General features: G+C 72.4%; 21 protein-coding genes. 5 read left to right on the top strand and 16 right to left on the bottom strand.

What is annotated here, in order from left to right; translation table 11 throughout:
- Positions 1-299: 299 nt before the first annotated feature.
- Positions 300-935 (bottom strand): pyridoxamine 5'-phosphate oxidase, encoded by a 636-nt coding sequence (gene pdxH, locus OG580_RS20605; RefSeq protein ID WP_267048064.1) that lies wholly within the window; start codon positions 933-935, stop codon positions 300-302.
- A gap of 273 nt (positions 936-1,208) precedes the next feature.
- Here pdxH and OG580_RS20600 point away from each other — a divergent pair, with 273 nt between their 5' ends.
- The gene (locus OG580_RS20600) at positions 1,209-2,309 is read left to right on the top strand and encodes a citrate synthase 2 (protein ID WP_267045149.1); all 1,101 of its coding nucleotides are present in this window, start codon (positions 1,209-1,211) and stop codon (positions 2,307-2,309) included.
- On the opposite strand, the gene OG580_RS20595 is transcribed toward OG580_RS20600, so the two are convergent.
- Entirely contained in the window at positions 2,288-3,499 is a 1,212-nt protein-coding gene (locus OG580_RS20595; RefSeq protein ID WP_267045148.1) for an isopenicillin N synthase family oxygenase, read from the bottom strand. The two genes, OG580_RS20600 and OG580_RS20595, sit on opposite strands and share 22 nt — an antisense overlap.
- 390 nt (positions 3,500-3,889) lie before the next feature.
- Here OG580_RS20595 and OG580_RS20590 point away from each other — a divergent pair, with 390 nt between their 5' ends.
- Positions 3,890-4,927 (top strand): M4 family metallopeptidase, encoded by a 1,038-nt coding sequence (locus OG580_RS20590; RefSeq protein WP_267045147.1) that lies wholly within the window; start codon positions 3,890-3,892, stop codon positions 4,925-4,927.
- A gap of 6 nt (positions 4,928-4,933) precedes the next feature.
- Here OG580_RS20590 and OG580_RS20585 read toward each other — a convergent pair whose 3' ends face one another.
- From OG580_RS20585 to OG580_RS20575, 3 genes are read right to left on the bottom strand one after another with little or no spacing between them, the layout of a single operon-like run.
- Complete coding sequence (locus OG580_RS20585) at positions 4,934-5,512, bottom strand: TetR/AcrR family transcriptional regulator (RefSeq protein ID WP_267045146.1); 579 nt, start codon at positions 5,510-5,512, stop codon at positions 4,934-4,936.
- Positions 5,500-6,228: an enoyl-CoA hydratase family protein gene (locus tag OG580_RS20580; RefSeq protein ID WP_267045145.1), complete on the bottom strand. Its 729-nt coding sequence runs from the start codon at positions 6,226-6,228 to the stop codon at positions 5,500-5,502. Before OG580_RS20580 ends, OG580_RS20585 begins: the two co-directional genes overlap by 13 nt.
- The gene (locus OG580_RS20575; protein ID WP_267045144.1) at positions 6,225-7,802 is read right to left on the bottom strand and encodes a 4-coumarate--CoA ligase family protein; all 1,578 of its coding nucleotides are present in this window, start codon (positions 7,800-7,802) and stop codon (positions 6,225-6,227) included. The genes OG580_RS20580 and OG580_RS20575 overlap by 4 nt, the downstream gene beginning before the upstream one ends.
- A 511-nt stretch (positions 7,803-8,313) precedes the next feature.
- On the opposite strand from OG580_RS20575, the gene OG580_RS20570 reads away from it, so the two are divergent.
- From OG580_RS20570 to OG580_RS20560, 3 genes are all read left to right on the top strand, one after another.
- A complete protein-coding gene (locus OG580_RS20570; RefSeq protein ID WP_267045143.1) occupies positions 8,314-9,444 on the top strand; it encodes a glycosyltransferase in 1,131 nt (376 codons plus the stop codon).
- Entirely contained in the window at positions 9,435-9,611 is a 177-nt protein-coding gene (locus OG580_RS20565) for a hypothetical protein (protein ID WP_267045142.1), read from the top strand. The genes OG580_RS20570 and OG580_RS20565 overlap by 10 nt, the downstream gene beginning before the upstream one ends.
- 171 nt (positions 9,612-9,782) lie before the next feature.
- Positions 9,783-10,655, top strand: coding sequence for a sporulation protein (locus tag OG580_RS20560; RefSeq protein WP_267045141.1), 873 nt, complete (start codon positions 9,783-9,785; stop codon positions 10,653-10,655).
- A gap of 110 nt (positions 10,656-10,765) precedes the next feature.
- Here OG580_RS20560 and OG580_RS20555 read toward each other — a convergent pair whose 3' ends face one another.
- From OG580_RS20555 to OG580_RS20505, 11 genes are all read right to left on the bottom strand, one after another.
- The gene (locus tag OG580_RS20555) at positions 10,766-11,899 is read right to left on the bottom strand and encodes an acyl-CoA dehydrogenase family protein (RefSeq protein WP_267045140.1); all 1,134 of its coding nucleotides are present in this window, start codon (positions 11,897-11,899) and stop codon (positions 10,766-10,768) included.
- Positions 11,896-13,836 (bottom strand): biotin carboxylase N-terminal domain-containing protein, encoded by a 1,941-nt coding sequence (locus OG580_RS20550; protein ID WP_267045139.1) that lies wholly within the window; start codon positions 13,834-13,836, stop codon positions 11,896-11,898. The genes OG580_RS20555 and OG580_RS20550 overlap by 4 nt, the downstream gene beginning before the upstream one ends.
- 7 nt (positions 13,837-13,843) lie before the next feature.
- Entirely contained in the window at positions 13,844-15,442 is a 1,599-nt protein-coding gene (locus OG580_RS20545) for an acyl-CoA carboxylase subunit beta (protein WP_267045138.1), read from the bottom strand.
- The gene (locus OG580_RS20540; protein ID WP_267045137.1) at positions 15,439-17,127 is read right to left on the bottom strand and encodes an acyclic terpene utilization AtuA family protein; all 1,689 of its coding nucleotides are present in this window, start codon (positions 17,125-17,127) and stop codon (positions 15,439-15,441) included. Before OG580_RS20540 ends, OG580_RS20545 begins: the two co-directional genes overlap by 4 nt.
- Positions 17,127-17,915, bottom strand: coding sequence for a TIGR03084 family metal-binding protein (locus tag OG580_RS20535; RefSeq protein ID WP_267045136.1), 789 nt, complete (start codon positions 17,913-17,915; stop codon positions 17,127-17,129). The genes OG580_RS20540 and OG580_RS20535 overlap by 1 nt, the downstream gene beginning before the upstream one ends.
- 69 nt (positions 17,916-17,984) lie before the next feature.
- Positions 17,985-19,082 (bottom strand): HAMP domain-containing sensor histidine kinase, encoded by a 1,098-nt coding sequence (locus OG580_RS20530; RefSeq protein WP_267045135.1) that lies wholly within the window; start codon positions 19,080-19,082, stop codon positions 17,985-17,987.
- A complete protein-coding gene (locus OG580_RS20525; RefSeq protein ID WP_267045134.1) occupies positions 19,075-19,851 on the bottom strand; it encodes a response regulator transcription factor in 777 nt (258 codons plus the stop codon). Before OG580_RS20525 ends, OG580_RS20530 begins: the two co-directional genes overlap by 8 nt.
- A gap of 55 nt (positions 19,852-19,906) precedes the next feature.
- Complete coding sequence (locus OG580_RS20520) at positions 19,907-20,659, bottom strand: VanZ family protein (RefSeq protein WP_267045133.1); 753 nt, start codon at positions 20,657-20,659, stop codon at positions 19,907-19,909.
- A 99-nt stretch (positions 20,660-20,758) separates the two neighbouring features.
- The gene (locus OG580_RS20515) at positions 20,759-20,938 is read right to left on the bottom strand and encodes a DUF1272 domain-containing protein (protein ID WP_267045132.1); all 180 of its coding nucleotides are present in this window, start codon (positions 20,936-20,938) and stop codon (positions 20,759-20,761) included.
- Between the two features lie 125 nt (positions 20,939-21,063).
- On the bottom strand, positions 21,064-21,441 hold the full coding sequence (locus tag OG580_RS20510; protein ID WP_267045131.1) for a VOC family protein: 378 nt from the start codon (positions 21,439-21,441) through the stop codon (positions 21,064-21,066).
- Positions 21,442-21,482: 41 nt separating this feature from the next.
- On the bottom strand, positions 21,483-21,866 hold the full coding sequence (locus tag OG580_RS20505) for a VOC family protein (RefSeq protein ID WP_267045130.1): 384 nt from the start codon (positions 21,864-21,866) through the stop codon (positions 21,483-21,485).
- Positions 21,867-21,942 lie beyond the last annotated feature (76 nt).

Here is a 21,942-nt window from a genome sequence, read left to right as displayed (position 1 = left end):
CTCCGAATAAATCGGTTGAGCGGGATCCCGGAGGCTTCCTAGGGTGTGGGTACACGCGAAAGGAGGTGATCCGAAAACATGATTTCTTTTCGGGCTCGTGAGGTGACTGCGGGCTAAGGCCTGCCAGTCGCACTCTGTGCACCTCGGCAGGCCTGTCTGTCGAAGAACAACGCAGTCACCCGACCGTGAGTCGCCGGTAAGTCCGGCCGGCTCCCGTCCGAACCTAGGCGGACGGGACCAGACTCACGGTCGTCTGCGTTTTCCCTGGCGGAGCCGGTTTCAGGGCCCGCGAAGGCCCCTCAGGGTGCGAGGCGTTCCACGCGCCAGGTTTCGCCGTTCTCGCCCTCGCGGACGTAGCGCAGGCGGTCGTGGAGGCGGTTCTCGTGGCCCTGCCAGAACTCGACCGTGTCCGGGACCACCCGGACGCCGCCCCACTCCGGCGGGACCGGGACCTGCTCGCCCTCGGGGTAGCGGGCCTCCAGCTCCTCGTAGCGGGCGAGGAGTTCCTCGCGGGAGGCGATCACCGAGGACTGGTGGCTGGCCCAGGCGCCCAGCTGGGAGCCGTGCGGGCGCGTACGGAAGTAGGCGACCGTCTCGTCGCGGCCCGTGCGGACCGCGCGGCCGGTGACGATGACCTGGCGGGCCAGCGGGTGCCAGGGGAAGAGCAGCGAGATCCGGGGGTTGGCCGCCAGCTCCTCGCCTTTGCGGGAGGCGTAGTTGGTGAAGAAGACGAAGCCCGCCACGTCGTAGTGCTTCAGCAGGACCGTCCGGGAGGACGGGCGGCCGTCGGGGGTCGCCGTGGAGACGATCATCGCGTTCGGCTCGTGGATCGCCGGGTTCTCGGCGGTCTCCTTGAACCAGCGGGTGAACTGCGCGATCGGCTCGGGCGCGAGATCCGACACGGACAGCTCCGTGGTGCGGTACTGCTCGCGCATGTCGGCGGGATCCAGGGCGTCGGTCACGGCGTCGGGCGCGTCGGGCGCGGGATCGGCGTTCGTCACGGGATCGGTCACGGGGCCATCCTGCCGCAGCGGCTGAGTCTGCCCGGCACCGCCCGGCCCTAATCCTCTCTCGCCGAATCGGCGCAGTGTGCCGGATGTCACGCTTCCCCGCATCATCGGAACCGTACAGACTCTTCCGCTGGATGACTGTTGATTCCCACCATCGACCAGCCACAGTTGATCGATCATCGATTGAGGAGCCGCCTGATGTCCGACTTCGTACCCGGGCTCGAGGGAGTCGTCGCGTTCGAGACGGAGATCGCCGAACCCGACAAGGAGGGCGGCGCCCTCCGCTACCGAGGCGTCGACATCGAGGACCTCGTCGGCCACGTCTCGTTCGGCAACGTCTGGGGCCTGCTGGTCGACGGCGCCTTCAACCCGGGCCTGCCGGCGGCCGAGCCGTTCCCGATCCCGGTGCACTCCGGTGACATCCGCGTCGACGTGCAGTCCGCGCTCGCGATGCTCGCGCCCGTGTGGGGCCTCAAGCCGCTCCTCGACATCTCCGTCGAGCAGGCCCGCGACGACCTCGCCCGTGCCGCCGTCATGGCCCTCTCGTACGTCGCCCAGTCCGCGCGCGGCCAGGGCATGCCGATGGTCCCGCAGAGCGAGATCGACAAGGCGGAGACGGTCGTCGAGCGGTTCATGGTCCGCTGGCGCGGCGAGCCCGACCCGAAGCACGTCAAGGCCGTCGACGCGTACTGGACCTCCGCCGCCGAGCACGGCATGAACGCGTCGACGTTCACCGCGCGCGTCATCGCCTCCACCGGTGCGGATGTCGCCGCCGCGCTCTCCGGTGCCGTCGGCGCCATGTCGGGCCCGCTGCACGGCGGCGCGCCCTCCCGCGTCCTCGGCATGATCGAGGAGATCGAGCGCAGCGGTGACGCCACCGCGTACGTGAAGCAGGCGCTCGACAAGGGCGAGCGGCTCATGGGCTTCGGCCACCGCGTCTACCGCGCCGAGGACCCGCGCGCCCGCGTCCTGCGCCGGACCGCCAAGGAGCTCGACGCCCCGCGCTACGAGGTGGCCGCCGCGCTGGAGAAGGCCGCCCTGGACGAGCTGCACAACCGTCGCCCCGACCGGATCCTGGCGACGAACGTCGAGTTCTGGGCGGCCATCGTCCTCGACTTCGCCGAGGTCCCGGCGCACATGTTCACGTCGATGTTCAGCTGCGCCCGTACGGCCGGCTGGTCGGCGCACATCCTGGAGCAGAAGCGCACCGGTCGGCTCGTCCGCCCGTCGGCCCGCTACACGGGTCCCGGCCAGCGGGACCCGCGCGAGATCGAGGGTTACGCCGACATCGCCGGCTGACCCGGCCGAGCCGGCCGAGCCGGGGAGGCCAGGGCCGCGGGGTACGCCTCCGGGTGCAGCAGCAGGTCCGCGTGGTGGCGGGCCGCCACCAGCGGGTGGGCCCGGAGCTTGCCCTTCAGCTCGTTGCGGCCGTACTCGGCGAACAGCGGGTTCGCCGGGTCGGCCGTGACGCCCGGGGCCGTGGAGGCGTACGGGAAGGTCAGCGGGGCGATCCGGGCGTCCAGGCGCGGGTTGTAGAAGAACGGCACGGAGTAGCGCTCGGTCGCCCCGGGCGGTGAGACCACCCGGTGGTTCGTCGCGATGAGGTAGCCGTTCGTGGCCACTTCCAGCAGCTCGCCGAGGTTGACGACGAACGCGCCCGGCAGCGGCGGCACGTCGTGGAACTCCCCGTCCTCGCGCTGGACCTGGAGCCCGCCGACCTGGTCCTGCAGCAGCAGGGTGAGGAAGCCGTAGTCCTTGTGGGCGCCGACGCCCTGGTCGTCGCCCTCGCCGCTGCTGCCCGGGTAGCGCACCAGCTTGAGGTGCGGGTGGGCGCGCGGGCCGAAGATGTCGTCGTAGTAGTCCGCGGGCGCGCCGATGGACGTCAGGAGTTCGTGCAGCAGTCGCTCGGCGACGCCGCTCAGGCGGTCGATCCAGTGCAGGGCGGCGGTCCGCAGCTCGGGGAGCGCGGCCGGCCACTGGTTGGGGCCTTCGAGCCACCAGTACGGGGCTTCCCAGGGCGCGGGGGCGTGTGCGGTCCGCTCGGCGCCGATGTCGAGCTGGTCGCGCCAGTCGCGGGCGCCGGCGGTGCGCTCGTCGCCGATGCGGGTGTAGCCGCGGAAGTGCGGGGAGTTGATGTTGTCGAGGGCGAGCCGGTCGGCCTCGGGCAGGGCGAAGAAGGCGCGCATGGCGGAGGTGAGGGCCCGCGTCTCGGCCTCGGTCACGCCGTGTCCGACGAGCTGGAAGAAGCCGACGTCGTGGGCGGCGGAGTGCAGCTGCGCGTGGAGCAGGCGCCGGGCCTGGGGGCCGCGGTCGGCGGCGGAGAGGTCGACGATCGGGAGCTGCGAGGCGTAGGAGGGGCGGATCTCCGAGCCGGGCGTCGGCTGCCGCGCGCCGCGGGGCCGCGTGTCACGGGGCCGCGTGTCACGGGGCTGCGTGTCGCCGGTCTGGGCGCTGTGGGTCGGCTGCGGGGAGTACGAGCTGCGAGTCATGGGTGCGTCCGCGGGGTCTACGGGTGCCCGGGGCGGCCGCCAAGGGGTGGGGCGGGGGCCACGGGAGCCGGTCGGCTTGGTCTCTGAACGAGGGACCCGTGGGGCGGGGGCGCGGTGTGGGGCCCCGGTGCCGTGAGGGTCAGGCGGAGCGGCGACAGCTCATGCTCGTGACGCGGACGAAGTCCACGTGGCGACGGCGTACGAGCGTAGGCATGCGAACAGCGTACTGCGGCGGGCCGCGGAAGGGTGTGGTCCGCGTCACGTCTCGTGGGTGTCCCCCGTACTCCCGGGGCCCTGGCCAAAACGGGCGGTGTGCGCGAAGATCACCGCCACGCGTGTCACGCGCATGCCAAGCTTCCCGTCGCAGCATCCCATCGCAGGAGGATGTCCATGACTCGCCGCACCCCTCGTGGCCTGGTCGCCGCGGTCGCCGTCGCCGGCACGGCCGCCGCCCTGCTCCCGTCCTCGGGAGCCGTCGCGGCCGTACTGGCGCCGCCGCAGGCCCGGGTCTTCATGGTGAACCCGGTGCAGTCCTCCGGTGACCAGTCCCTCACCGACCACAAGGACGCGGTGAGCGACGTACCCGCCTCCGCCTACGCCACCGTCACCCTGCGGAACCTCGACGCGAGCGGCGGCCTGTCCGGGAAGTGGGCGACCGTCCGCTCCGAGACGGGCAAGCCCGCCGTCGTCGCCGACGCCGGCTCGTACAACCGCTCCGACGACCAGTTCGAGCAGGTCATGGCGTACTTCTGGGTCAACGAGGCGCAGGAGTACCTCCAGGGCCTCGGCTTCGGCACCGAGCTGCCCGGCGCCAACGACCGCGTCCAGCCCGTCCGGCTCAACCAGTGGGGCGCCGACAACTCCTTCTTCACCGACAAGAAGGACGAGATCCGCTTCGGCAAGGGCGGCGTCGACGACGCCGAGGACGCGGACGTGATCGTCCACGAGTACGGCCACGCCGTGCACGACGCCCAGGTGCCCGGCTTCGGCACGAACGCCGAGTCCGGCGCGATCGGCGAGGCCTTCGGCGACTACCTCGCCGTCGCGGTCGGCACCAACGCCGCCGCCAAGTACGACTGGCCCCTGAAGGCCGACGCGGCCTGCGTGGCCGACTGGGACGCCACCGGCTACAGCGAGGCCCCGCACTGCCTCCGCCGGATCGACGGGACCAAGACGTACGCGGACCGCGAGGGCGAGGTCCACGCCGACGGCGAGATCTGGTCCCGCGCGCTCCTCGACATCCGCACCTCGCTCGGCGCCCGCACGGCCGACCGGATCATCGTCAACGCGCAGTTCGGCTTCGCCGCCGACACCAGCTTCCGGGACGCGGCGCTGACGACGGTCGCGACCGCCGAGCGGATGTACGGCAAGGCCGCGGCGGACGCGGTACGGAACGCCTTCAAGGCGCGCGAGATCCCCGGGCTGTAGGCGGCGTCACGCCAGGGCCTCGTTCACCAGCCGCGCCCACTGGGCCACCACCCGTTCCCGGCGGGCGCGGTCGTCCGTGAGGAGGGTGGCGAGGCCCAGGCCGCGGGCCATGTCCAGGAGGCCCTGGACCGTTTCGCGGACGCCCGGGACGGACTCGTCGGCCCCCAGGACCTCGACGGCGATCCGGTGGGACTCGCGGCCGACGCGGGCCTCCAGTTCGGTCACCCGGTCCCGCAGCTGGGCCTCGTCGGAGGCCGCGACCCAGAGGTGGAGCGCGGCCCGGAAGAGGGGCCCGGTGTAGAGGTCGACGAGGGCCTCGACGGCCTCGGTGCGGTCGCGGGACGGCAGGGCGCGCAGGGCCTGGGAGCGTTCCTCGGCGACGTACTCGACGGCCGCCGTGAAGAGGTCCTCGCGGGTGGGGAAGTGGTGCTGGGCCGCGCCCCGGGAGACGCCGGCCCGTTCGGCGACGACGGCGACCGTGGAACCCGCCCAGCCGTGCTCGGCGAGACAGGCCACGGCGGCCTCCAGGAGCCGCTGCCGGGTGGCGCGGCTCCTGTCCTGCTTGGGTGCGGTCACTGCCGCCATTCGGGGTCCCGTCGTTCGAGGAAGGCCGTCATCCCTTCGCGCGCCTCTGCGGAGGCGAAGAGCGTGGCCGACCTCTGCACCAGGTCCTCCGCGTCGCGCTCGAAGGTCTCCAGGACTCTAGCGGTGACCAGCCGTTTCGCCTCCCGCAGGCCCTGCGGGGAGCCCGCGCGCAGGGCGTCGAGGATGCCGTCGAGTTCGGTGGCGGGAGCCGTGACCAGACCCATGCCGATCGCCTCGGGGACGCCGAACCGCTCCCCCGTCAGGTAGAAGCGGGCGGCCGCGCGCGGGTCGAGCTTCGGGAGGAGGGTGAGGGAGATGACGGCCGGCGCGACCCCGATCCGCACCTCGGTGAGCGCGAAGTCCGCGGCCTCCCCCGCCAGCACGATGTCGCAGGCGCCGAGCAGGCCGAGGCCACCGGCCCGGGCGTGGCCCGTGACGAGGCCGACGACCGGTTTCGGCAGTTCGACGATCTGCCGGAGCAGGTCCACGAAGGCGTACGGGCTGGGCGGGGCCTTCAGGTCGGCGCCCGCGCTGAACGTGGTGCCGGTGTGGGTGAGGACCACCGCACGGACCGCCGGGTCCTTGCCGCAGGCGGTGAGGGCGTCGGCGAGCTCGGTGACGAGGTGGGTGGAGAGGGCGTTGCGGGTCGCCGGGGAGTTCAGGGTGAGGGTGGTGACGCCCCGGTCCTCGGCCGATGTGACGAGTGTGGTGGTCATGCGCGGTCCCTCAGTTCCCTGCGGAGGATCTTCCCGGAGGCCGCCCGGGGCACGGTGTCGATGAACTCGACGCTGCGGACCTTCTTGTACGGGGCGACCCGTGCGGCGACGTGCGCCATGACGTCCTCGGCGGTGAGGCCGGGCGCCGAGGGCTGGCGCACGACGAAGGCCTTGGGGATCTCGGTACCCTCCGCGTCGGTGACGCCGATGACGGCGGCGTCGGCGATGCCGTCGTGCGTGAGGAGGAGCGCTTCGAGTTCGGCCGGGGGGACCTGGAAACCCTTGTACTTGATCAGCTCCTTGACCCGGTCCACGACGAACAGCCAGCCGTCGTCGTCGACGCGTCCGATGTCGCCGGTGTGGACCCAGCCGTCGCCGTCGATCATCGCGGCGGTGGCGTCGGGGCGGCCGAGGTACCCCTTCATGACCTGCGGCCCCCGGATGGCGATCTCGCCCGCCTCGCCGGCGGCGGCGTCCTTCGCCGGGTCGTCGAGGGAGAGGATCCGCATCTCGGTGGAGGGCAGCAGCTTGCCGACGGTGCCGGGCGGCGGGTTCTCGGCGGCGAGCGGGGTGACGTGGGTGCCCGGGGAGAGCTCCGTCATCCCGTACGCCTGGCGGACGGGCGGCAGCCCGAGCCGGGCCGAACAGGCCTCGGCGAGAGCGGCGTCGAGCGGGGCGGCGGAGCTGACGATGTACTCCAGGGAGGACAGGTCGTAGTCGGCGACGGCCGGGTGCTTGGCGAGGGCGAGGACGATCGGTGGAGCCACGTACAGGCCGTTGATGCGGTGTTTCTGGATCGCGCCGAGGAAGGTGTCGAGGTCGAAGCGGGGCAGGACGACGACGGTGGCGCCCTGGCGGAGCGGGGCGTTCATGAGAGCCGTCAAGCCGTAGATGTGGAAAAAAGGAAGAACCGCAAGAATCCGGTCACCGGGGCCCATCGGGACCAGCGGCACCAACTGCGCCAGGTTGGTGGCGATCGACGCGTGCGTGAGCATCACGCCCTTGGGGACGCCGGTGGTGCCGGAGGAGTACGGGAGCGCCGCGATGTCCTCCTCGGGGTCGATGGAGGGCTCCGGGACGGGTCCGGTGGAGGCCAGGAAGGACTGGAGCGACCGGATCCCCTCCCCTTCCGGGGCCTGGTCGCAGACGAATATCTCCTCGATGCCGCCCGCGAGTTCGGCCGCCGCGCGGGCGGCCGGAAGCAGCGGCGACACGGTCACGATCCAGCGCGCGGAGGAGTCCCGGAGCTGCTTCGCGAACTCCTCGGGCGTGGCGAGCGGGTGGACGGTGGTGACGGAGGCCCCGGCGCGGGTGGCGGCGTAGAAGGCGATCGGGAAGAGCACGGTGTTGGGGCTGTGCAGGGCGAGTACGTCCCCCTTGCGGACCCCGGCCTCGGCGAGACCGGCGGAGACCAGCCGGTGGAAGGCGTCGACCTGGGTGTACGTGAGGGTCAGCTCGCCGGCCCCGTCGATGAGGGCCGGGGTGTCGCCGAACTCGGCGGCGCGGCCGAGCACGGCGTCGTGGATGGCGAGGGATACGGCCGGAACGTCCTCGTACGCGCTGTGGAACACCATGCGAGCCCCCTGAGAGGTGGGAGGGAGAGGTGGAAGGCGAGCGCCAGGATCGCTGATACCGGTGCGACTTGGGGAGACCCTGTCAGGACCGCGAAGAACAATCAAGCACGCATGCATGATTTTGCGGGCGTGATCGCGGGGCGCGACTGCGGGGCGTGACCCCGGGTGCCATCGCCGGGCGTGACCCCGGGTGCCATCGCCGGGCGTGACCCCGGGTGCGATCGCGGGGCATGACCGCCGGGCGTGATTCCGCCCGGTGAACGGAAAGCGAAAGCTTTCAGGCGTCACCCCGTGCGGGACGCCCGAAAACACCCCTTCCTCCCCATCCTGAACTCCTGGCCCCATCAAGGAAGTTGCCGGGACAAGAACGCCGTATGGCCCCACCATCCTGCATACCGGGACAGGTACGGACCAAGTCACCCCGGTGTGTGATCATGGATGCAGCCCGGTGAACCAGGTGCACAGCGTCGTGTGCTGGACCTTTCGATCCACGACCAACTGGAGTCTCCCCATGGCTGCTTCGGCCTTACCCGCCCACCCCGCCACCGCCCCGCGAGCCGCCCTCCACGACACCGTCGTCGTGATCCCGGCCCGCAACGAGGAGGCGGAGATCCTCGCCTCCCTGGAGTCCCTCGCGACCCAGACCCGCCGGCCCGACCTGATCGTGGTCGTCGTCAACAACTCGACGGACGGCACCGAACGGGCCGCCCTCGACTTCGCCGCACGGCCCGGCACCCCGCCGACCCGCGTCCTGAACCTCCCCGACAACCCGCACAAGAAGGCCGGCGCCCTCAACCACGCGCTCGCCCGGCTCGGCGCGGAGACCGGACGGCTCGGCGACACCGCGAGGTACGTCCTCGTCATGGACGCGGACACCAGCCTCCACCCCGACTTCGTCGCCCGCGCCCGCCACGTCATGGAGTCCGACCCGACCCTCGGCGGCGTGAGTGCCACCTGCTACGGCAGGACCGGACTGTGGCGGAACCCCTGGCAGCGCTTCCTGACCGGCATGCAGATCATCGAGTACGGCCGGTACGCCCACACCCGGGCGCGACGCGGCGTGCACACCATGGCGGGCGCCGGCTCCTTCTACCGCGCCGCCGCCCTCCAGGAACTCGTCGACGCCCGCGACGAGGTCTTCTGGCAGCACAGCGGCAACCTCGTCGAGGACTACGAGACCACGCTCGCCCTGAAGGAAGCGGGCTGGCGCGTGACCGCCAACCAGTACGTCGTCGCCTACACGGACTTGATGCCCCGCCTCGGCGACCTCGTGCGCCAGCGGGAACGCTGGGTCCGCGGCACCCTCGACATCATGCGGCAGCGCGGCTGGACCCGGCACACCCGGCTCTCCATCGTCCAGTACGTGCTCGGCCTGCTCGGCTTCGCGTACAGCTTCGGCTGGATGACCGTCTGGGTGAGCGAGGCCGTGGCGAGCGGCGACGGCGCCGGCGATCCGCTCTGGCTGCTCATCCTCCTCGCCTCGTCCCTCTTCTCCGCCCTCCGCGTCGCCCCACTGGGCTGGAAGGCCATGCTGACCTGCGCCCTCCTCCTGCCCGAGCTGGTCTTCCAGCTCATCCGCACCTACTGGATGGGCACCTCCCTCTGGCGCTCCTACACCGCGAGGACCGCGACATGGGCCTGACCCGCAGCCTCTCCGACCTCGGCCCCTTCGCCCTCGCCGGCCTCACCGTCAGCCTCTCCATCCTTCTCTTCACCCTCGTCTGCTACCTCGCCGCCTTCCCCCGCCGACGCCGCGACGCACGCGCGATCCGGGGCTCCGGCACCCACGGCCCCGGCACCCACGGCTAGGGGGTGTCTTGCCGATCAGGCCGGGCTCGCGGGGCCTGGCACCGCGCCTCGCCGCGTTGTCGTCACTCGCCGACACTCCGCGTCGACTCCCTCCTCCGCCTTGCGATCCACGGCACCAGACCCCGCTCCCTGATCCGGCCTGACCGACAAGACACCCCCTATCCTGCGCCCATGGTGTTCAAAAGACTGCTCGGCAGCAGCAAGGCAAGCGGCGGGATACCGCTGGAGCTCGACACCGTCCTGTCGGAGGAGACACTCCTCCCCGGCGGGATCCTGCGCGGGGAGGTCGTCCTGCGGGCGGGCGACCGGGACGTGCGGGTGCGGACCGTCAACGCGAAGCTCGTGGCCAACGCGTCGGCCGCCGTCGGCAAGAGCGACACGGTCGACACGGATACGGGCGACACCATCGCCCACTTCCCCGTGACCAATCACTTCACCGTCGGGAAGGGCCAGGAGGTGCGCGTGCCCCTCCGGTTCCGGCTGCGATGGGAGACCCCGGTCTCCGAGGTGCGCGGGAAGCCGCTCGACGGGGTGCGGCTGGCGATGTACACCGAGGTCGATGCCGACGGGATCGAGGACCGGACGGACAGCGACCCGGTGCGCATCGGCGCGACGCCGCTGCACGAGACCGTCCTCGACGCGTTCGCGGCCGCGGGGTACACCTGCCGGAGCGCACAGATCGACGACGACTACATCCCGCGCAGCGAGCGCCAGATCCTCTACCTGCGGCAGGGCTTCCGACTCGTCGCCACCCTGGCCGCGTCGGAGGCGGGCCGCCCGCAGAACCTGGAGCTGTACTTCCACTCCAACGCGGTCGGTGCCGAGATCTACGTCCGCAGGTCCGGCCTGACCCAGAAGGACTGGTGGCAGAAGCCGCCCGCCCTGCGCTACGTGGCCGCCCACCACGAGGTCGGCCACGTGGACTTCGAGGCGAAGGTCCGCCAGTGGATCGACGAGGTCTGCGCTCTGCCCGAGAAGGCCGTCGACGATCGCGAGAGGGTCGAGTACGACCTGGGCGGCCCCAGGGTCTGGCTCGACACGTAGGGGTCAGCAAGGACCGTTCCGCGGCCGGCACGACAGCGACGGCGGCAGCGGCGACGGCGACGGCGACGGCGAGTCGGATCCCGGCGCCGCCGTCGCGGCTGCCTCGTCCATCAGTACGACTTGGGGAGACCCAGCGTCTGGTGCGACACGAAGTTCAGGATCATCTCCCGGCTGACCGGGGCGATCCGGGCCACCCGGGCCGCCGTGACCAGGCGGGCGAGGCCGAACTCCTTCGTGAGGCCGTTGCCGCCGAGGGTGTGGACGGCCTGGTCGACGGCCTTCACACAGGCCTCGGCCGCCGCGTACTTGGCCATGTTGGCGGCCTCGCCCGCGCCCATGTCGTCGCCCGCGTCGTAGAGATGGGCCGCCTTCGCCATCATCAGCCGGGCCAGTTCGAGCTCGATGTGGGCCTGCGCGAGGGGGTGCGCGACGGCCTGGTGGGCACCGATCGGGGCCTTCCAGACCTGGCGCTCCTTCGCGTACGCCACGGCCCGCGCGAGCGCGTACCGGCCCATGCCGATCGCGAACGCGGCCGTCATGATCCGTTCCGGGTTGAGCCCCGCGAAGAGCTGGAGCAGGCCCGCGTCCTCGTCGCCGACCAGCGCGTCGGCGGGCAGGTGCACGTCGTCGAGCGTCAGCTCGAACTGCTTCTCGTTCGCGTCGAGTTCCATCTCGATGTGGCGCCGCTCGAAGCCGGGGGCATCCCGGTCCACGATGAAGAGGCAGGGCTTCAGGTTGCCCGTGCGGGCGTCCGAGGTGCGGCCCACGATGAGCGTCGCGTCGGCGATGTCGACGCCCGAGACGAAGACCTTCCGGCCGTTGAGGACCCAGCCGTCCTCGGTGCGGGTCGCGGTGGTCGTGATGCGGTGCGAGTTGGAGCCCGCGTCGGGCTCCGTGATCCCGAACGCCATGGTCCGGGAGCCGTCCGCGAGGCCCGGGAGCCAGGCCCGCTTCTGCTCCTCCGTGCCGAAGCGCGCGATGACCGTGCCGCAGATCGCGGGCGAGACGACCATCATGAGGAGCGGGGCCCCGGCGGCGCCGGCCTCCTCCAGGACGATCGACAGCTCGGCCATGCCGCCGCCCCCGCCGCCGTACTCCTCGGGCAGGTTCACCCCGAGGTAGCCGAGCTTGCCCGCCTCGGCCCACAGGGCGGCCCGGTCGAAGCCGGGGCCGTGGCGGTGGCCGAGCGCGGAGACGGCGGCTCGGAGGGCGGTGTGTTCCGGGGAGTCGATGAGGGTGCTCATGCTGTCTGGTCCTCCTGTGCTTCGGTCGAGACGTCTGCCTGTACGACGGCGAGCAGGGCGCCGACCTCGACCTGGCGGCCGGGGGCGGCGTGGAGCGCGGTGAGCGTGCCGGAAGCGGGAGCGGTGACGCGGTGCTCCATCTTCATGGCCTCCAGCCAGAGGAGCGGCTGTCCGGCGGTGACCCGGTCGCCGACGGCGAGCCCGTCCGCGACCCGGACGACGGTGCCGGGCATGGGGGCGAGCAGGGAGCCGGGTTCCCGCTGGTCGGCGGGGTCGGGGAAGCGGGGGCGGGCGGTGAGCCGGTGGGGGCCGACGTGGACGGTGCCGTCCTCGTACGCCGTGACGTCGACGTCCCGTACGACTCCGGCGACTTCGAGCCGTACGCGGTCGGGGGCGGCCGACACGACCCGGACGCCCTCGGGGGCCGAGACCTCGTAGCCGCCGCCCCGGGTCGGGCGGTAGCGGACCTCGTGTTCCCCGTACGTCTTGGCCTGGTCCTGCGAGGGGAGGTTCCGCCACCCGCCGAACCTTCCGCCCGCCCCGGCGGCGTCCGCGAGCGCGGCGGCGACGGCCGCGTACTCCTCGCCGTCCCGGGGGCCGGACAGCGCGTCCAGGTTCCGGTCGTAGAAGCCGGTGCCGAGTCGGCCGGTGTTCCGGAAGTCGGGGTGCCGCAGCGAGGCGACGAGCAGGTCCCGGTTGGTGGCGGGCCCGTGGATGACCGCCCGCTCAAGGGCGTGGGCGAGCTTGCGTACGGCCTCGGCGCGGGTCGGGGCGTGCGCGACGACCTTCGCGAGCATGGAGTCGTAGTGCACCGGCACGGTGTCACCGGAGGCGTATCCGGTGTCGACGCGGACGCCGGGCCCGGTGGGGAACTCCAGGCGGTGCAGGACGCCCGCCTGCGGGGTCCAGCCCGTGGCCGGGTCCTCCGCGTAGAGCCGGGCCTCGACGGCGTGCCCGCTCGCCGCGATCGGGCCCGCGGGGAGCGGGGCGCCCTCGGCGACGGCGATCTGGAGGGCGACGAGGTCGATGCCGTACACCTCCTCGGTCACCGGGTGCTCGACCTGGAGCCGGGTGTTCATCTCCAGGAAGTGCGCGGTGCCGCCGTCGACGAGGAACTCGACCGTCCCCGCGCCCACGTAGCCGACCGCCCTGGCGGCGTCCATCGCCGACTCGTGGAGCTCGTACAGGAAGTCGTCGGGGAAGCCGGGTGCGGGGCTCTCCTCGATCACCTTCTGGTGGCGGCGCTGCAGCGAGCAGTCGCGGGAGCCGATCACCCACACGCCGCCGTGCCGGTCGGCGAGGACCTGCACCTCCACGTGCCGGCCGTCCTCCACGTACCGCTCGACGAACACCTCGCCGTCCCCGAAGGCGCTCGCCGCCTCGGCGGAGGCCGCCTTCAACGCACCTTCCAGCTCGGCTAGTTCGCGGACGATCCGCATCCCGCGCCCGCCGCCGCCCGCCGCCGCCTTCACGAGGACCGGCAGGTCCGCCTCGGTGACGTCGGTGAGCGGCGGGACGCGCAGGAGCTCCTTCGCCCGGGTCTTCGAGGCCATCGCCTCGATCGCCTCGGGCGGCGGGCCGATCCAGACGAGGCCCGCGTCGGTCACGGCCCGCGCGAAGTCGGCGTTCTCGGAGAGGAAGCCGTAGCCGGGGTGGACGGCGTCGGCGCCCGCCGCGAGCGCGGCCTTCACGATCAGGTCGCCGCGCAGGTACGTCTCCGAGGGCGCCGACCCCGGCAGGCGTACGGCCGCGTCGGCCTCCCGGACGTGCAGGGCGTCGGCATCCGCGTCGGAGTGGACGGCGACGGTGGAGATGCCCAGGTCACGGCAGGTGCGGAAGACCCGGCAGGCGATCTCGCCCCGGTTCGCGACCAGGATGGTGGAGATCGGTTCGACGGAGGGGGGTGCCGTCGACGTGGGTACGGTCGAGGTGATCATCAGGGCCTCACATCCGGAAGACGCCGAAGCCGCCGCGCGCGCCCTCGACCGGTGCCGTGTGGATCGCGGACAGGCACAGCCCGAGGACCGTGCGCGTGTCGCGGGGGTCGATGACCCCGTCGTCGTACAGCCGCCCCGAGAGGAACATCGGGAGGGACTCCGACTCGATCTGTGCCTCGACGAGGGCGCGGAGCCCCGCGTCGGCGTCGTCGTCGTACGGCTGTCCCTTCGCCGCCGCGCTCGCGCGCGCCACGATCGACAGGACGCCGGCGAGCTGCTGCGGGCCCATGACGGCGGACTTCGCGCTCGGCCAGGCGAAGAGGAAGCGGGGATCGTACGCCCGGCCGCACATGCCGTAGTGCCCGGCGCCGTACGAGGCGCCCATCAGCACCGAGAGGTGCGGGACGCGCGAGTTCGCGACCGCGTTGATCATCATCGCGCCGTGCTTGATGATGCCGCCCTGCTCGTACTCCTTGCCGACCATGTAGCCGGTGGTGTTGTGGAGGAAGAGGAGCGGGATGTCGCGCTGGTTGGCGAGCTGGATGAACTGCGCGGCCTTCTGCGACTCGGCGCTGAAGAGGACGCCCTGCGCGTTGGCGAGGATGCCGACGGGGTAGCCGTGCAGGCTCGCCCACCCGGTCGTGAGCGACGGCCCGTACAGCGGCTTGAACTCGTCGAAGTCGGAGCCGTCGACGATCCTGGCGATCACCTCGCGCGGGTCGAAGGGCGTCTTGAGGTCGCCGGGGACGATCCCGAGGAGTTCGTCCTCGTCGTACTTGGGGGGCGCCGCGAGCGTCGGATCGGCGTGCGCCTTGCGGTGGTTGAGGCGGGCGATGATCCGGCGGGCCTGGCGGATCGCGTCGGCCTCGTCGACGGCGTAGTGGTCGGCGAGACCGGACGTCCTGGCGTGCATCTCGGCGCCGCCGAGGGACTCGTCGTCGCTCTCCTCCCCCGTCGCCATCTTCACGAGCGGCGGGCCGCCGAGGAAGACCTTCGACCGCTCCTTGATCATCACGGTGTGGTCGGACATGCCGGGGACGTAGGCGCCGCCGGCCGTCGAGTTGCCGAAGACGACCGCGACGGTGGGGATACCGGCGGCGGAGAGGCGGGTGAGGTCGCGGAAGAGCGCCCCGCCGGGGATGAAGATCTCCTTCTGGGAGGGGAGGTCGGCGCCGCCGGACTCGACGAGCGAGACGACGGGCAGCCGGTTGGCGAACGCGATCTCGTTGGCCCGCAGGGCCTTCTTCAGCGTCCACGGGTTGGAGGCGCCGCCGCGCACGGTGGGGTCGTTGGCCGTGATCAGGCACTCGACGCCCTCGACGACCCCGATGCCGGTGACGAGCGACGCGCCCACCTGGTAGTCGCTGCCCCAGGCGGCGAGCGGGGACAGTTCGAGGAACGGCGAGTCGGGGTCGACGAGCAGCTCGATGCGCTCGCGGGCCAGGAGTTTGCCGCGCTTGCGGTGCCGGGCCGTGTACTTCTCGCCGCCTCCCGCGAGGGCCTTGGCGTGCTCGGCTTCCAGGGCGCCGAGCCTGTCCAGCATCGAGGAGCGGTTGTCTCGGTACTCGGGTCCGCCGGTGTCGAGGGCGGAGGCGAGGACGGTCACAGCAGTACCTCCGGTATGTCCAGGTGCCGGGAGCGGAGCCACTCGCCGAGGGCCTTGGCCTGGGGGTCGAAGCGGGCCTGGGAGGCGACGCCTTCGCCGAGGATTCCGGCGACGGTGAAGTTGAGGGACCGGAGGCGGGGAAGGACATGCCGTACGACGGTCAAGTCGGCGGTCTCCGGCAGGAGTTCGCGGAACTTCTCCACGGTGAGCGTGTGCGCGAGCCAGCGCCACTCCTCCTCCGTACGGGCCCAGACGCCGACGTTGGCGTCGCCGCCCTTGTCGCCGCTGCGGGCTCCGGCGATCCGGCCGAGGGGGGCGCGGCGGGTGGAGTCGTACGGGAGCGGCGGCGGAAGCTCCGGGTCGGGCAGGGGTGCCGGTTCCTCCGTCGTGCGGGGCGGTACGGGGACGGGGACGCGGGTCCCGTCCGGGAGTACGGCCGTGTGCGGGACCTCGGCGGCGGGGACGTACGCGGTGGTGAAGACGCCATAGGGGGCGCCCCTGCCGGGGGGTGCGGTGACGTGGAAGCCGGGGTAGCTCGCGAGGGCGAGTTCGATCGCGGCGCCCGTGAGGGTGCGGCCGACGGCCTCCGGGGAGGGGTCGCGGACGACGAGGCGGAGCAGGGCGCTCGCGGTCTCCTCCGTGGGGGCGTCCTCGCGGTCGGTGCGGGCGAGCTCCCAACGGACCTCGGCGGGGCGGGAGTCGGCGCTCACGAAGGCGTCCTCGATCTGGTCGCGGACCAGTCGGGCCTTGGCGTCGATGTCGAGTCCGGTGAGGACGAAGACGACCTCGTTGCGGAAGCCGCCGAGCGTGTTGAGCCCGACCTTGAGGGTGGGCGGCGGCGCCTCGCCCGTCACCCCCTGGATCCGGACCCGGTCGGGGCCTTCCTGGCCGAGCCGTACGGTGTCGAGCCGGGCGGTCACATCGGGGCCGGGGTAGCGGGCGCCGGCCGTCTCGTACAGCAGCTGGGCCGTGACCGTGCCGACGTCGACGAGGCCGCCCGTACCGGGGTGCTTGGTGATGACGGCGCTGCCGTCGGCGTGGAGCTCGGCGAGCGGGAAGCCGGGGCGGCGGAGGACGGCCGGGTCGTGTGCGGCGAAGAAGGCGTAGTTGCCGCCGGTGGCCTGGGTGCCGCACTCCAGGACGTGACCGGCGACGACGGCGCCGGCGAGCTTGTCGTACTCCTCGGGGCCCCAGCCGAAGTGCCACTGCGCGGGCCCGGTGACGAGGGCGGCGTCGGTGACCCGGCCGGTGACGACGACGTCGGCTCCGGCCGCCAGACAGGCGGCGATGCCGGCCCCGCCGAGGTAGGCGTTGGCCGTCAACACGCCGTCCCGCGGCGGGAGTCGGTCGCCGTCGACGTGGGCGATCCGGGTCGGCAGGCCGAGCTTCGCGGCGAGGGCGGTCAGGGCGTCCGCGAGCCCGGCGGGGTTCAGGCCTCCCGCGTTGGTGACGATCCGGACCCCGCGCTCGTGGGCGAGGCCGAGGCCCTCCTCCATCTGGCGCAGGAAGGTCTTCGCGTATCCGGCGGCCGGGTCCTTGAGCTGGTCGCGGCCGAGGATCAGCATGGTCAGTTCGGCGAGGTAGTCGCCGGTGAGGACGTCGAGTTCGCCGCCGGTGAGCATCTCGCGGACGGCGTCGAAACGGTCGCCGTAGAAGCCGGAGGCGTTGCCGATGCGGAGGACCACTACGCCCCCTCGGGAGTGCGGCCGGTGCCCGCCGGCCCGGCGAAGGCCTGGGCGATGGCGAGCCAGCGCTCGGCGTCGGGGCCGTGTGCGACGAGGGCGGTGTCGTCGCGGTGGACGCGCTGGGTGACGAGGAGGCAGAAGTCGAGAGCCGGGCCGGTGACGACCTGGGCGGCGCCCTCGGGCCCGTACGCCCACGACTCCCCTCCCACTCCGACGAGTTCCACCCGGAACGGCTCGGCGGGTGCCGGGATCCCCCGCACCAGGAAGGCGTAGTCGCGGGCGCGGACGCCGATCCAGGCGACGTGCCGGAGCCGGGCGGTCGGCGTGCGGACCACTCCGAGGGTGTCGGCGACGTCCTGGGCGTGCGCCCAGGTCTCCATCAGCCGGGCGGTGGCCATGGCCGGGGCGCTCATGGGCGGCCCGTACCAGGGGAAACGCGCACCCGGCGGGACCGCGCGCAGCGCCTCCTGGAGGTGCTCGCGGCCGGCGCGCCAGCCGGCGAGAAGCTCGGCGGGCGGCAGCTTCGCCCCCTCCTCCGCGCCCTCGTCGACGAACCGGTCCGGGGCGGCGAGGGCCTTCCCCGCCTCGACGGCGAAGGCCTCGGGGTCGGTCGCGGCGAGGAGGGCGGCCCGGTCGGTCCAGGCGAGGTGGGCGATCTGATGGGCGATGGTCCAGCCGGGCGCGGGGGTCGGCGCACCCCACTGCTCCTCGCTCAACTCACGTACGAGGACGTCGAGTTCTTCGCTCTCCTCGCGCAGGTCGTCGAGGACGACGGCGGGATCGGACATGGGGCGCTCCCCTCGGGACACGACGGCACGGCGGCGTGTCCCGGAGCATGGCAGCGAACCGGAAAACAATCAAGCATGCTTGCTTTGAAAAGAGGCGGCGGGGAGGTGGACCGTGACGCGGAGGCCGCCGGTGGGGCGGGGGGACAGGTCGAGGGTCCCGCCGTGGGCACGGACGATGCTGTGCACGATGGCCAGGCCGAGGCCGACGCCGGCGTGCTCGTCGGTGCGTACGCGTTCCGTTCCGCGCCGGAAGGGTTCGGTGAGGGTCGGCACCAGTTCCGGTGGGAGCAGGCGGCCCGTGTTCTCGACCCGCAGCACGCTCGCGTCGCCGTGCGCCTCGGTGTGGACCGTCACGGTGCCGTCGGCGGGGAGGTTGTGGACGACGGCGTTCTGGACGAGGTTCGTCACCATTCGCAGCAGGAGCTCCGCGGAACCGCCGGCCCAGGCCGCCCCGCCGGTCACGTCGAGCGTGATCCGGCGCTCCTCGGCGAAGGGAAGCAGCGTTTCCGCGGCCTCTTCGGCGAGGAGGGAGAGGTCCACGCTCTCGCGGGTGAAGCTTCCGCGGTCCCCGCGGCTGAGCAGCAGGAGGGCCTCGGTGAGGTCGATCGCCCGCGTGTTGACCGCCTGGAGGCGTTCGACGAGTTCGCCCCGGTCCTTTGTGGGGTCCTTGCGGGCGACGTCGAGGAGCGTCCGCGAGATCGCCAGCGGGGTGCGCAGCTCGTGGGAGGCGTTGGCGGCGAACCGCTGCTGCTCGGCGACGTGGGACTCGAGTCGTTCCAGCATCGCGTCGAACGCGTCGGAGAGTTCACGGAACTCGTCCTGGCGGCCCTTCATACGGATCCGGTGGGACAACGACCCGGTCCCGGCCGTCCGCGCCGCATCCGTGATCCGCGTGAGGGGTGCGAGCATCCGGCCGGCGAGGATCCATCCCCCGAGGAGCCCGAACACGAGCAGGAAGACCATCGCCGCGGCCGCGGCGGGGGCGAAGGTGCGCACGAGGAGGTAGCGGTTCGGCGAGACCCCGAGAAGGCCCTGGGAGTTGTCGGGGACGTAGCGCAGCACGAACACCCACACCACGGCGAGCAGGAGAGCTCCGGCGACGGCGAGGAATCCGGCGTAGCTGAGGGTGAGTTTCAGTCGGGCGCTGAGGCCTGGGCGTCTAGGCATGTGTACGGCCGGGGGCGGTGGTGTCCTCGCCGGGGGCGGTGGTGGCGGTACCGGCGTCCACAGCAGAGTCCGTACGGGCGTCCGTGCCGGCGTCCGCACCCGCGTCCGTACCGGTGTCGATCCGGTAGCCGACGCCCGGCACCGTGGCGATGGCCCAGGGTTCGCCGAGCCTCTTGCGCAGTGCGGAGACGGTGATGCGCACGGCGTTGGTGAGGGGGTCGGCGTTCTCGTCCCAGGCCCGTTCCAGCAGCTCTTCGGCGCTGACGACCCCGCCCTCGGCCGCGACGAGGACTTCCAGCACGCCGAACTGTTTGCGGGTGAGCGCGACGTAGCGTCCGTCGCGGAAGACCTCGCGGCGGAAGGGGTCGAGCCGCAGGCCCGCGATCTCGCGGACCGGGGGCCGGGCGTGGGCGCGTCTGCGGTCGAGCGCCCGCAGCCGCAGGACGAGCTCCCGCAGCTCGAACGGTTTGGTGAGGTAGTCGTCGGCGCCGAGCTCGAACCCGGACGCCTTGTCGTCGATCCGGTCGGCAGCGGTGAGCATGAGGATCGGGATGCCGCTGCCGGAGGCGACGATGTGCCGGGCGACCTCGTCGCCGGAGGGGCCGGGGATGTCGCGGTCGAGGACCGCGATGTCGTAGGAGTTGACGCCGAGCAGTTCCAGGGCGGAGTCGCCGTCGCCGGCGATGTCGGCGGCGATCGCCTCAAGGCGTAGACCGTCACGGACGGCTTCGGCCAGGTAGGGCTCGTCCTCCACGATCAGTACGCGCATGTCCGAAGCCTAGGCAGCACGGCGTATCGCCGACGTATGCAGCCGGACAACTGGCTCATCGGGCCGGTGCCTGTTCCGGTTCCGGTTCCGGTGCCGGTGCCGGTGCCGGGCCCGGTTCCCGCTCGGGGCGAACCCGGTCCGTCGGCGCTTCCGCCGTGGTGCGCCACCAGCGGCGCGAGGCCAGTGCGGCCAGCCCGGCGCCCGCGGCGTTGACCAGTACGTCGTCCACGGAGGACACCCGGTCCAGCCGCAGGACGTACTGCGCGACCTCGACCAGGACCGAGCAGCCCGCCCCGAGGGCCAGGATCCGCGGCACGGACGCCAGCGCCGCGAACCGCATCGGGGCGAAGAACCCCAGCGTCGCGAAGACCAGCAGGTTGCCGACGGTCCCGACCGGCCCCATCGTCACCAGGTCCACCAGGGGTATCAGGCTCACCCGGCCGGGGACGATCCCGGCACCGGCGCCCGGCATCATGGTCATCCACAGGAACGGCACCGTCCCGTGGACCATGCCCACCTCGGCCAGCGACATCCGCCACGCCGACGCGACACCGGCGGCACGCCGTCGGCGCGCCAGAGCCCACACGACCGCCACCGACAGCGGCAGCGCGACCAGTGTCATGAGCACCACGCCGTTGAACGTGTCGAGGCAGCCGTGCCACCGCCCGGCCAGGCACCTCGGAGCGGACATCATGAGCGGCCCCCGCACGACGAACAGGGCGCTCGCCACGCCGAGGATCGCCAGGCCGAGAAGCACGGTCCGGCGCGTGCGGCGGGCCGGCGGTGACAGGGATGCGCGGTGGTCCATGCGCCCATTGAAGACGGGAGACCGTTGCGGTGGCGTATGCGATTTTCGATACGCCCGCGACACACGGAATCCCCGGCGGCAAGGAACCGGCGCGACCCCCTAGGGGGCGCGGCGGGGGCGGGGGACGAGTTCGCCCCCGCAGTTGGGGCAGATGTCGTTCATGGCGTCGGCGCACGGGACGCAGAAGCTGCATTCGTACGTGCAGATCCGGGCGGGCCCGTCCACGGTCAGGGTCGCCGTCTCGCAGCGCTCGCAGCGGTCTCGCATCTCCAGGGCCATGATCGGCTCCCCTCCTCGTCGGTCCGGCAACAGACCTCATCCTCCGGGGAGGCCGAGGACGCCTGAAACAGGCCCGAAGCCAAAGATCGAACGGATCCGGCCACGGGCCTGCGGGAGTCGTCGGCTCAGTGTCCGACCAGGCAGAACGGGTGCCCGGCGGGGTCGGCGTACACCCGCCAGCTCCGTCGGCCGTCGCCCTCGTCCAGGACGGTCGCGCCCTGGGCGAGGACCTGCTCGTGGGCGGCGTCCAGGTCCGGGACGCCGAAGTCCAGGTGGAACTGCTGGGGCCGCTCGGGGTCCGGCCACGTCGGCGGGCGGTGGTCGGCGACGCCCTGGAAGCAGAGGACGAGCCCGCCGGGGGCGTGCAGGGTGGACCAGGCGCCGTCGAGGGACCAGCGGGGGTCGGGCCGGTCGACCTCCCCGCCGAGCACCGCGCGGTAGAACGCGGCGAGCTCGCGGGGCGCGGGGCAGTCGATCACGAGGCATTGCAGGGCGGCGATCATGACCGGACCCTAGGCATGCCGGGAGCGGGTGGGTGAGGCGCTCAGAGGGGGTCGAGCCGCTTGCGCAGGAGGCAGAACTCGTTGCCCTCCGGGTCGACCAGGACGTGCCAGTTCTCGGTGCCGGTCTGGCCGACGTCGGCGGGCCTGGCGCCGAGGGCGAGCAGCCGCTCCAGCTCGGCGTCCTGGTCGCGGTCGGTGGGGTTCACGTCGATGTGCAGCCGGAGCTTCCCGGTCCGTGGGGCGCTGTTGGGGCTGAGGACGAGGGTGGGCTGCGGGCCGCCGAAGCCGGTGTCGGGCGGCCCGATCTCGATGCTTCCGTCGCTCTCCCGGCCCAGTTCGACGTAGCCGAGGACCTCGCTCCAGAACGCGGCGAGACGTTCGGCGTCGGCACTCTCGATGATCAGTTCACTGATGCGGCATGCCATGCCCGCCAGTGTAGGGAGACGCCCCCGGGAGAGGGCCCCGGGAGACGCCCCCGGGAGACGACCCTGCGGCCCGAAG

Origin of the sequence: Streptomyces sp. NBC_00094 (assembly GCF_026343125.1) — a bacterium.
Taxonomy (GTDB): Bacteria; Actinomycetota; Actinomycetes; order Streptomycetales; family Streptomycetaceae; genus Streptomyces.
This window is presented reverse-complemented; position numbering and strand designations above follow the sequence as displayed.

Excerpts from the sequence above, each read along its gene's own strand:
- pdxH (WP_267048064.1), bottom strand. The coding sequence starts at position 935 with ATGCGCGAGCAGTACCGCACCACGGAGCTGTCCGTGTCGGATCTCGCG.
- OG580_RS20600 (WP_267045149.1), top strand. The coding sequence starts at position 1,209 with ATGTCCGACTTCGTACCCGGGCTCGAGGGAGTCGTCGCGTTCGAGACG.
- OG580_RS20595 (WP_267045148.1), bottom strand. The coding sequence starts at position 3,499 with ATGACTCGCAGCTCGTACTCCCCGCAGCCGACCCACAGCGCCCAGACC.
- OG580_RS20590 (WP_267045147.1), top strand. The coding sequence starts at position 3,890 with ATGACTCGCCGCACCCCTCGTGGCCTGGTCGCCGCGGTCGCCGTCGCC.
- OG580_RS20585 (WP_267045146.1), bottom strand. The coding sequence starts at position 5,512 with ATGGCGGCAGTGACCGCACCCAAGCAGGACAGGAGCCGCGCCACCCGG.
- OG580_RS20580 (WP_267045145.1), bottom strand. The coding sequence starts at position 6,228 with ATGACCACCACACTCGTCACATCGGCCGAGGACCGGGGCGTCACCACC.
- OG580_RS20575 (WP_267045144.1), bottom strand. The coding sequence starts at position 7,802 with ATGGTGTTCCACAGCGCGTACGAGGACGTTCCGGCCGTATCCCTCGCC.
- OG580_RS20570 (WP_267045143.1), top strand. The coding sequence starts at position 8,314 with ATGGCTGCTTCGGCCTTACCCGCCCACCCCGCCACCGCCCCGCGAGCC.
- OG580_RS20565 (WP_267045142.1), top strand. The coding sequence starts at position 9,435 with ATGGGCCTGACCCGCAGCCTCTCCGACCTCGGCCCCTTCGCCCTCGCC.
- OG580_RS20560 (WP_267045141.1), top strand. The coding sequence starts at position 9,783 with ATGGTGTTCAAAAGACTGCTCGGCAGCAGCAAGGCAAGCGGCGGGATA.
- OG580_RS20555 (WP_267045140.1), bottom strand. The coding sequence starts at position 11,899 with ATGAGCACCCTCATCGACTCCCCGGAACACACCGCCCTCCGAGCCGCC.
- OG580_RS20550 (WP_267045139.1), bottom strand. The coding sequence starts at position 13,836 with ATGATCACCTCGACCGTACCCACGTCGACGGCACCCCCCTCCGTCGAA.
- OG580_RS20535 (WP_267045136.1), bottom strand. The coding sequence starts at position 17,915 with ATGTCCGATCCCGCCGTCGTCCTCGACGACCTGCGCGAGGAGAGCGAA.
- OG580_RS20530 (WP_267045135.1), bottom strand. The coding sequence starts at position 19,082 with ATGCCTAGACGCCCAGGCCTCAGCGCCCGACTGAAACTCACCCTCAGC.
- OG580_RS20525 (WP_267045134.1), bottom strand. The coding sequence starts at position 19,851 with ATGCGCGTACTGATCGTGGAGGACGAGCCCTACCTGGCCGAAGCCGTC.
- OG580_RS20520 (WP_267045133.1), bottom strand. The coding sequence starts at position 20,659 with ATGGACCACCGCGCATCCCTGTCACCGCCGGCCCGCCGCACGCGCCGG.
- OG580_RS20515 (WP_267045132.1), bottom strand. The coding sequence starts at position 20,938 with ATGGCCCTGGAGATGCGAGACCGCTGCGAGCGCTGCGAGACGGCGACC.
- OG580_RS20510 (WP_267045131.1), bottom strand. The coding sequence starts at position 21,441 with ATGATCGCCGCCCTGCAATGCCTCGTGATCGACTGCCCCGCGCCCCGC.
- OG580_RS20505 (WP_267045130.1), bottom strand. The coding sequence starts at position 21,866 with ATGGCATGCCGCATCAGTGAACTGATCATCGAGAGTGCCGACGCCGAA.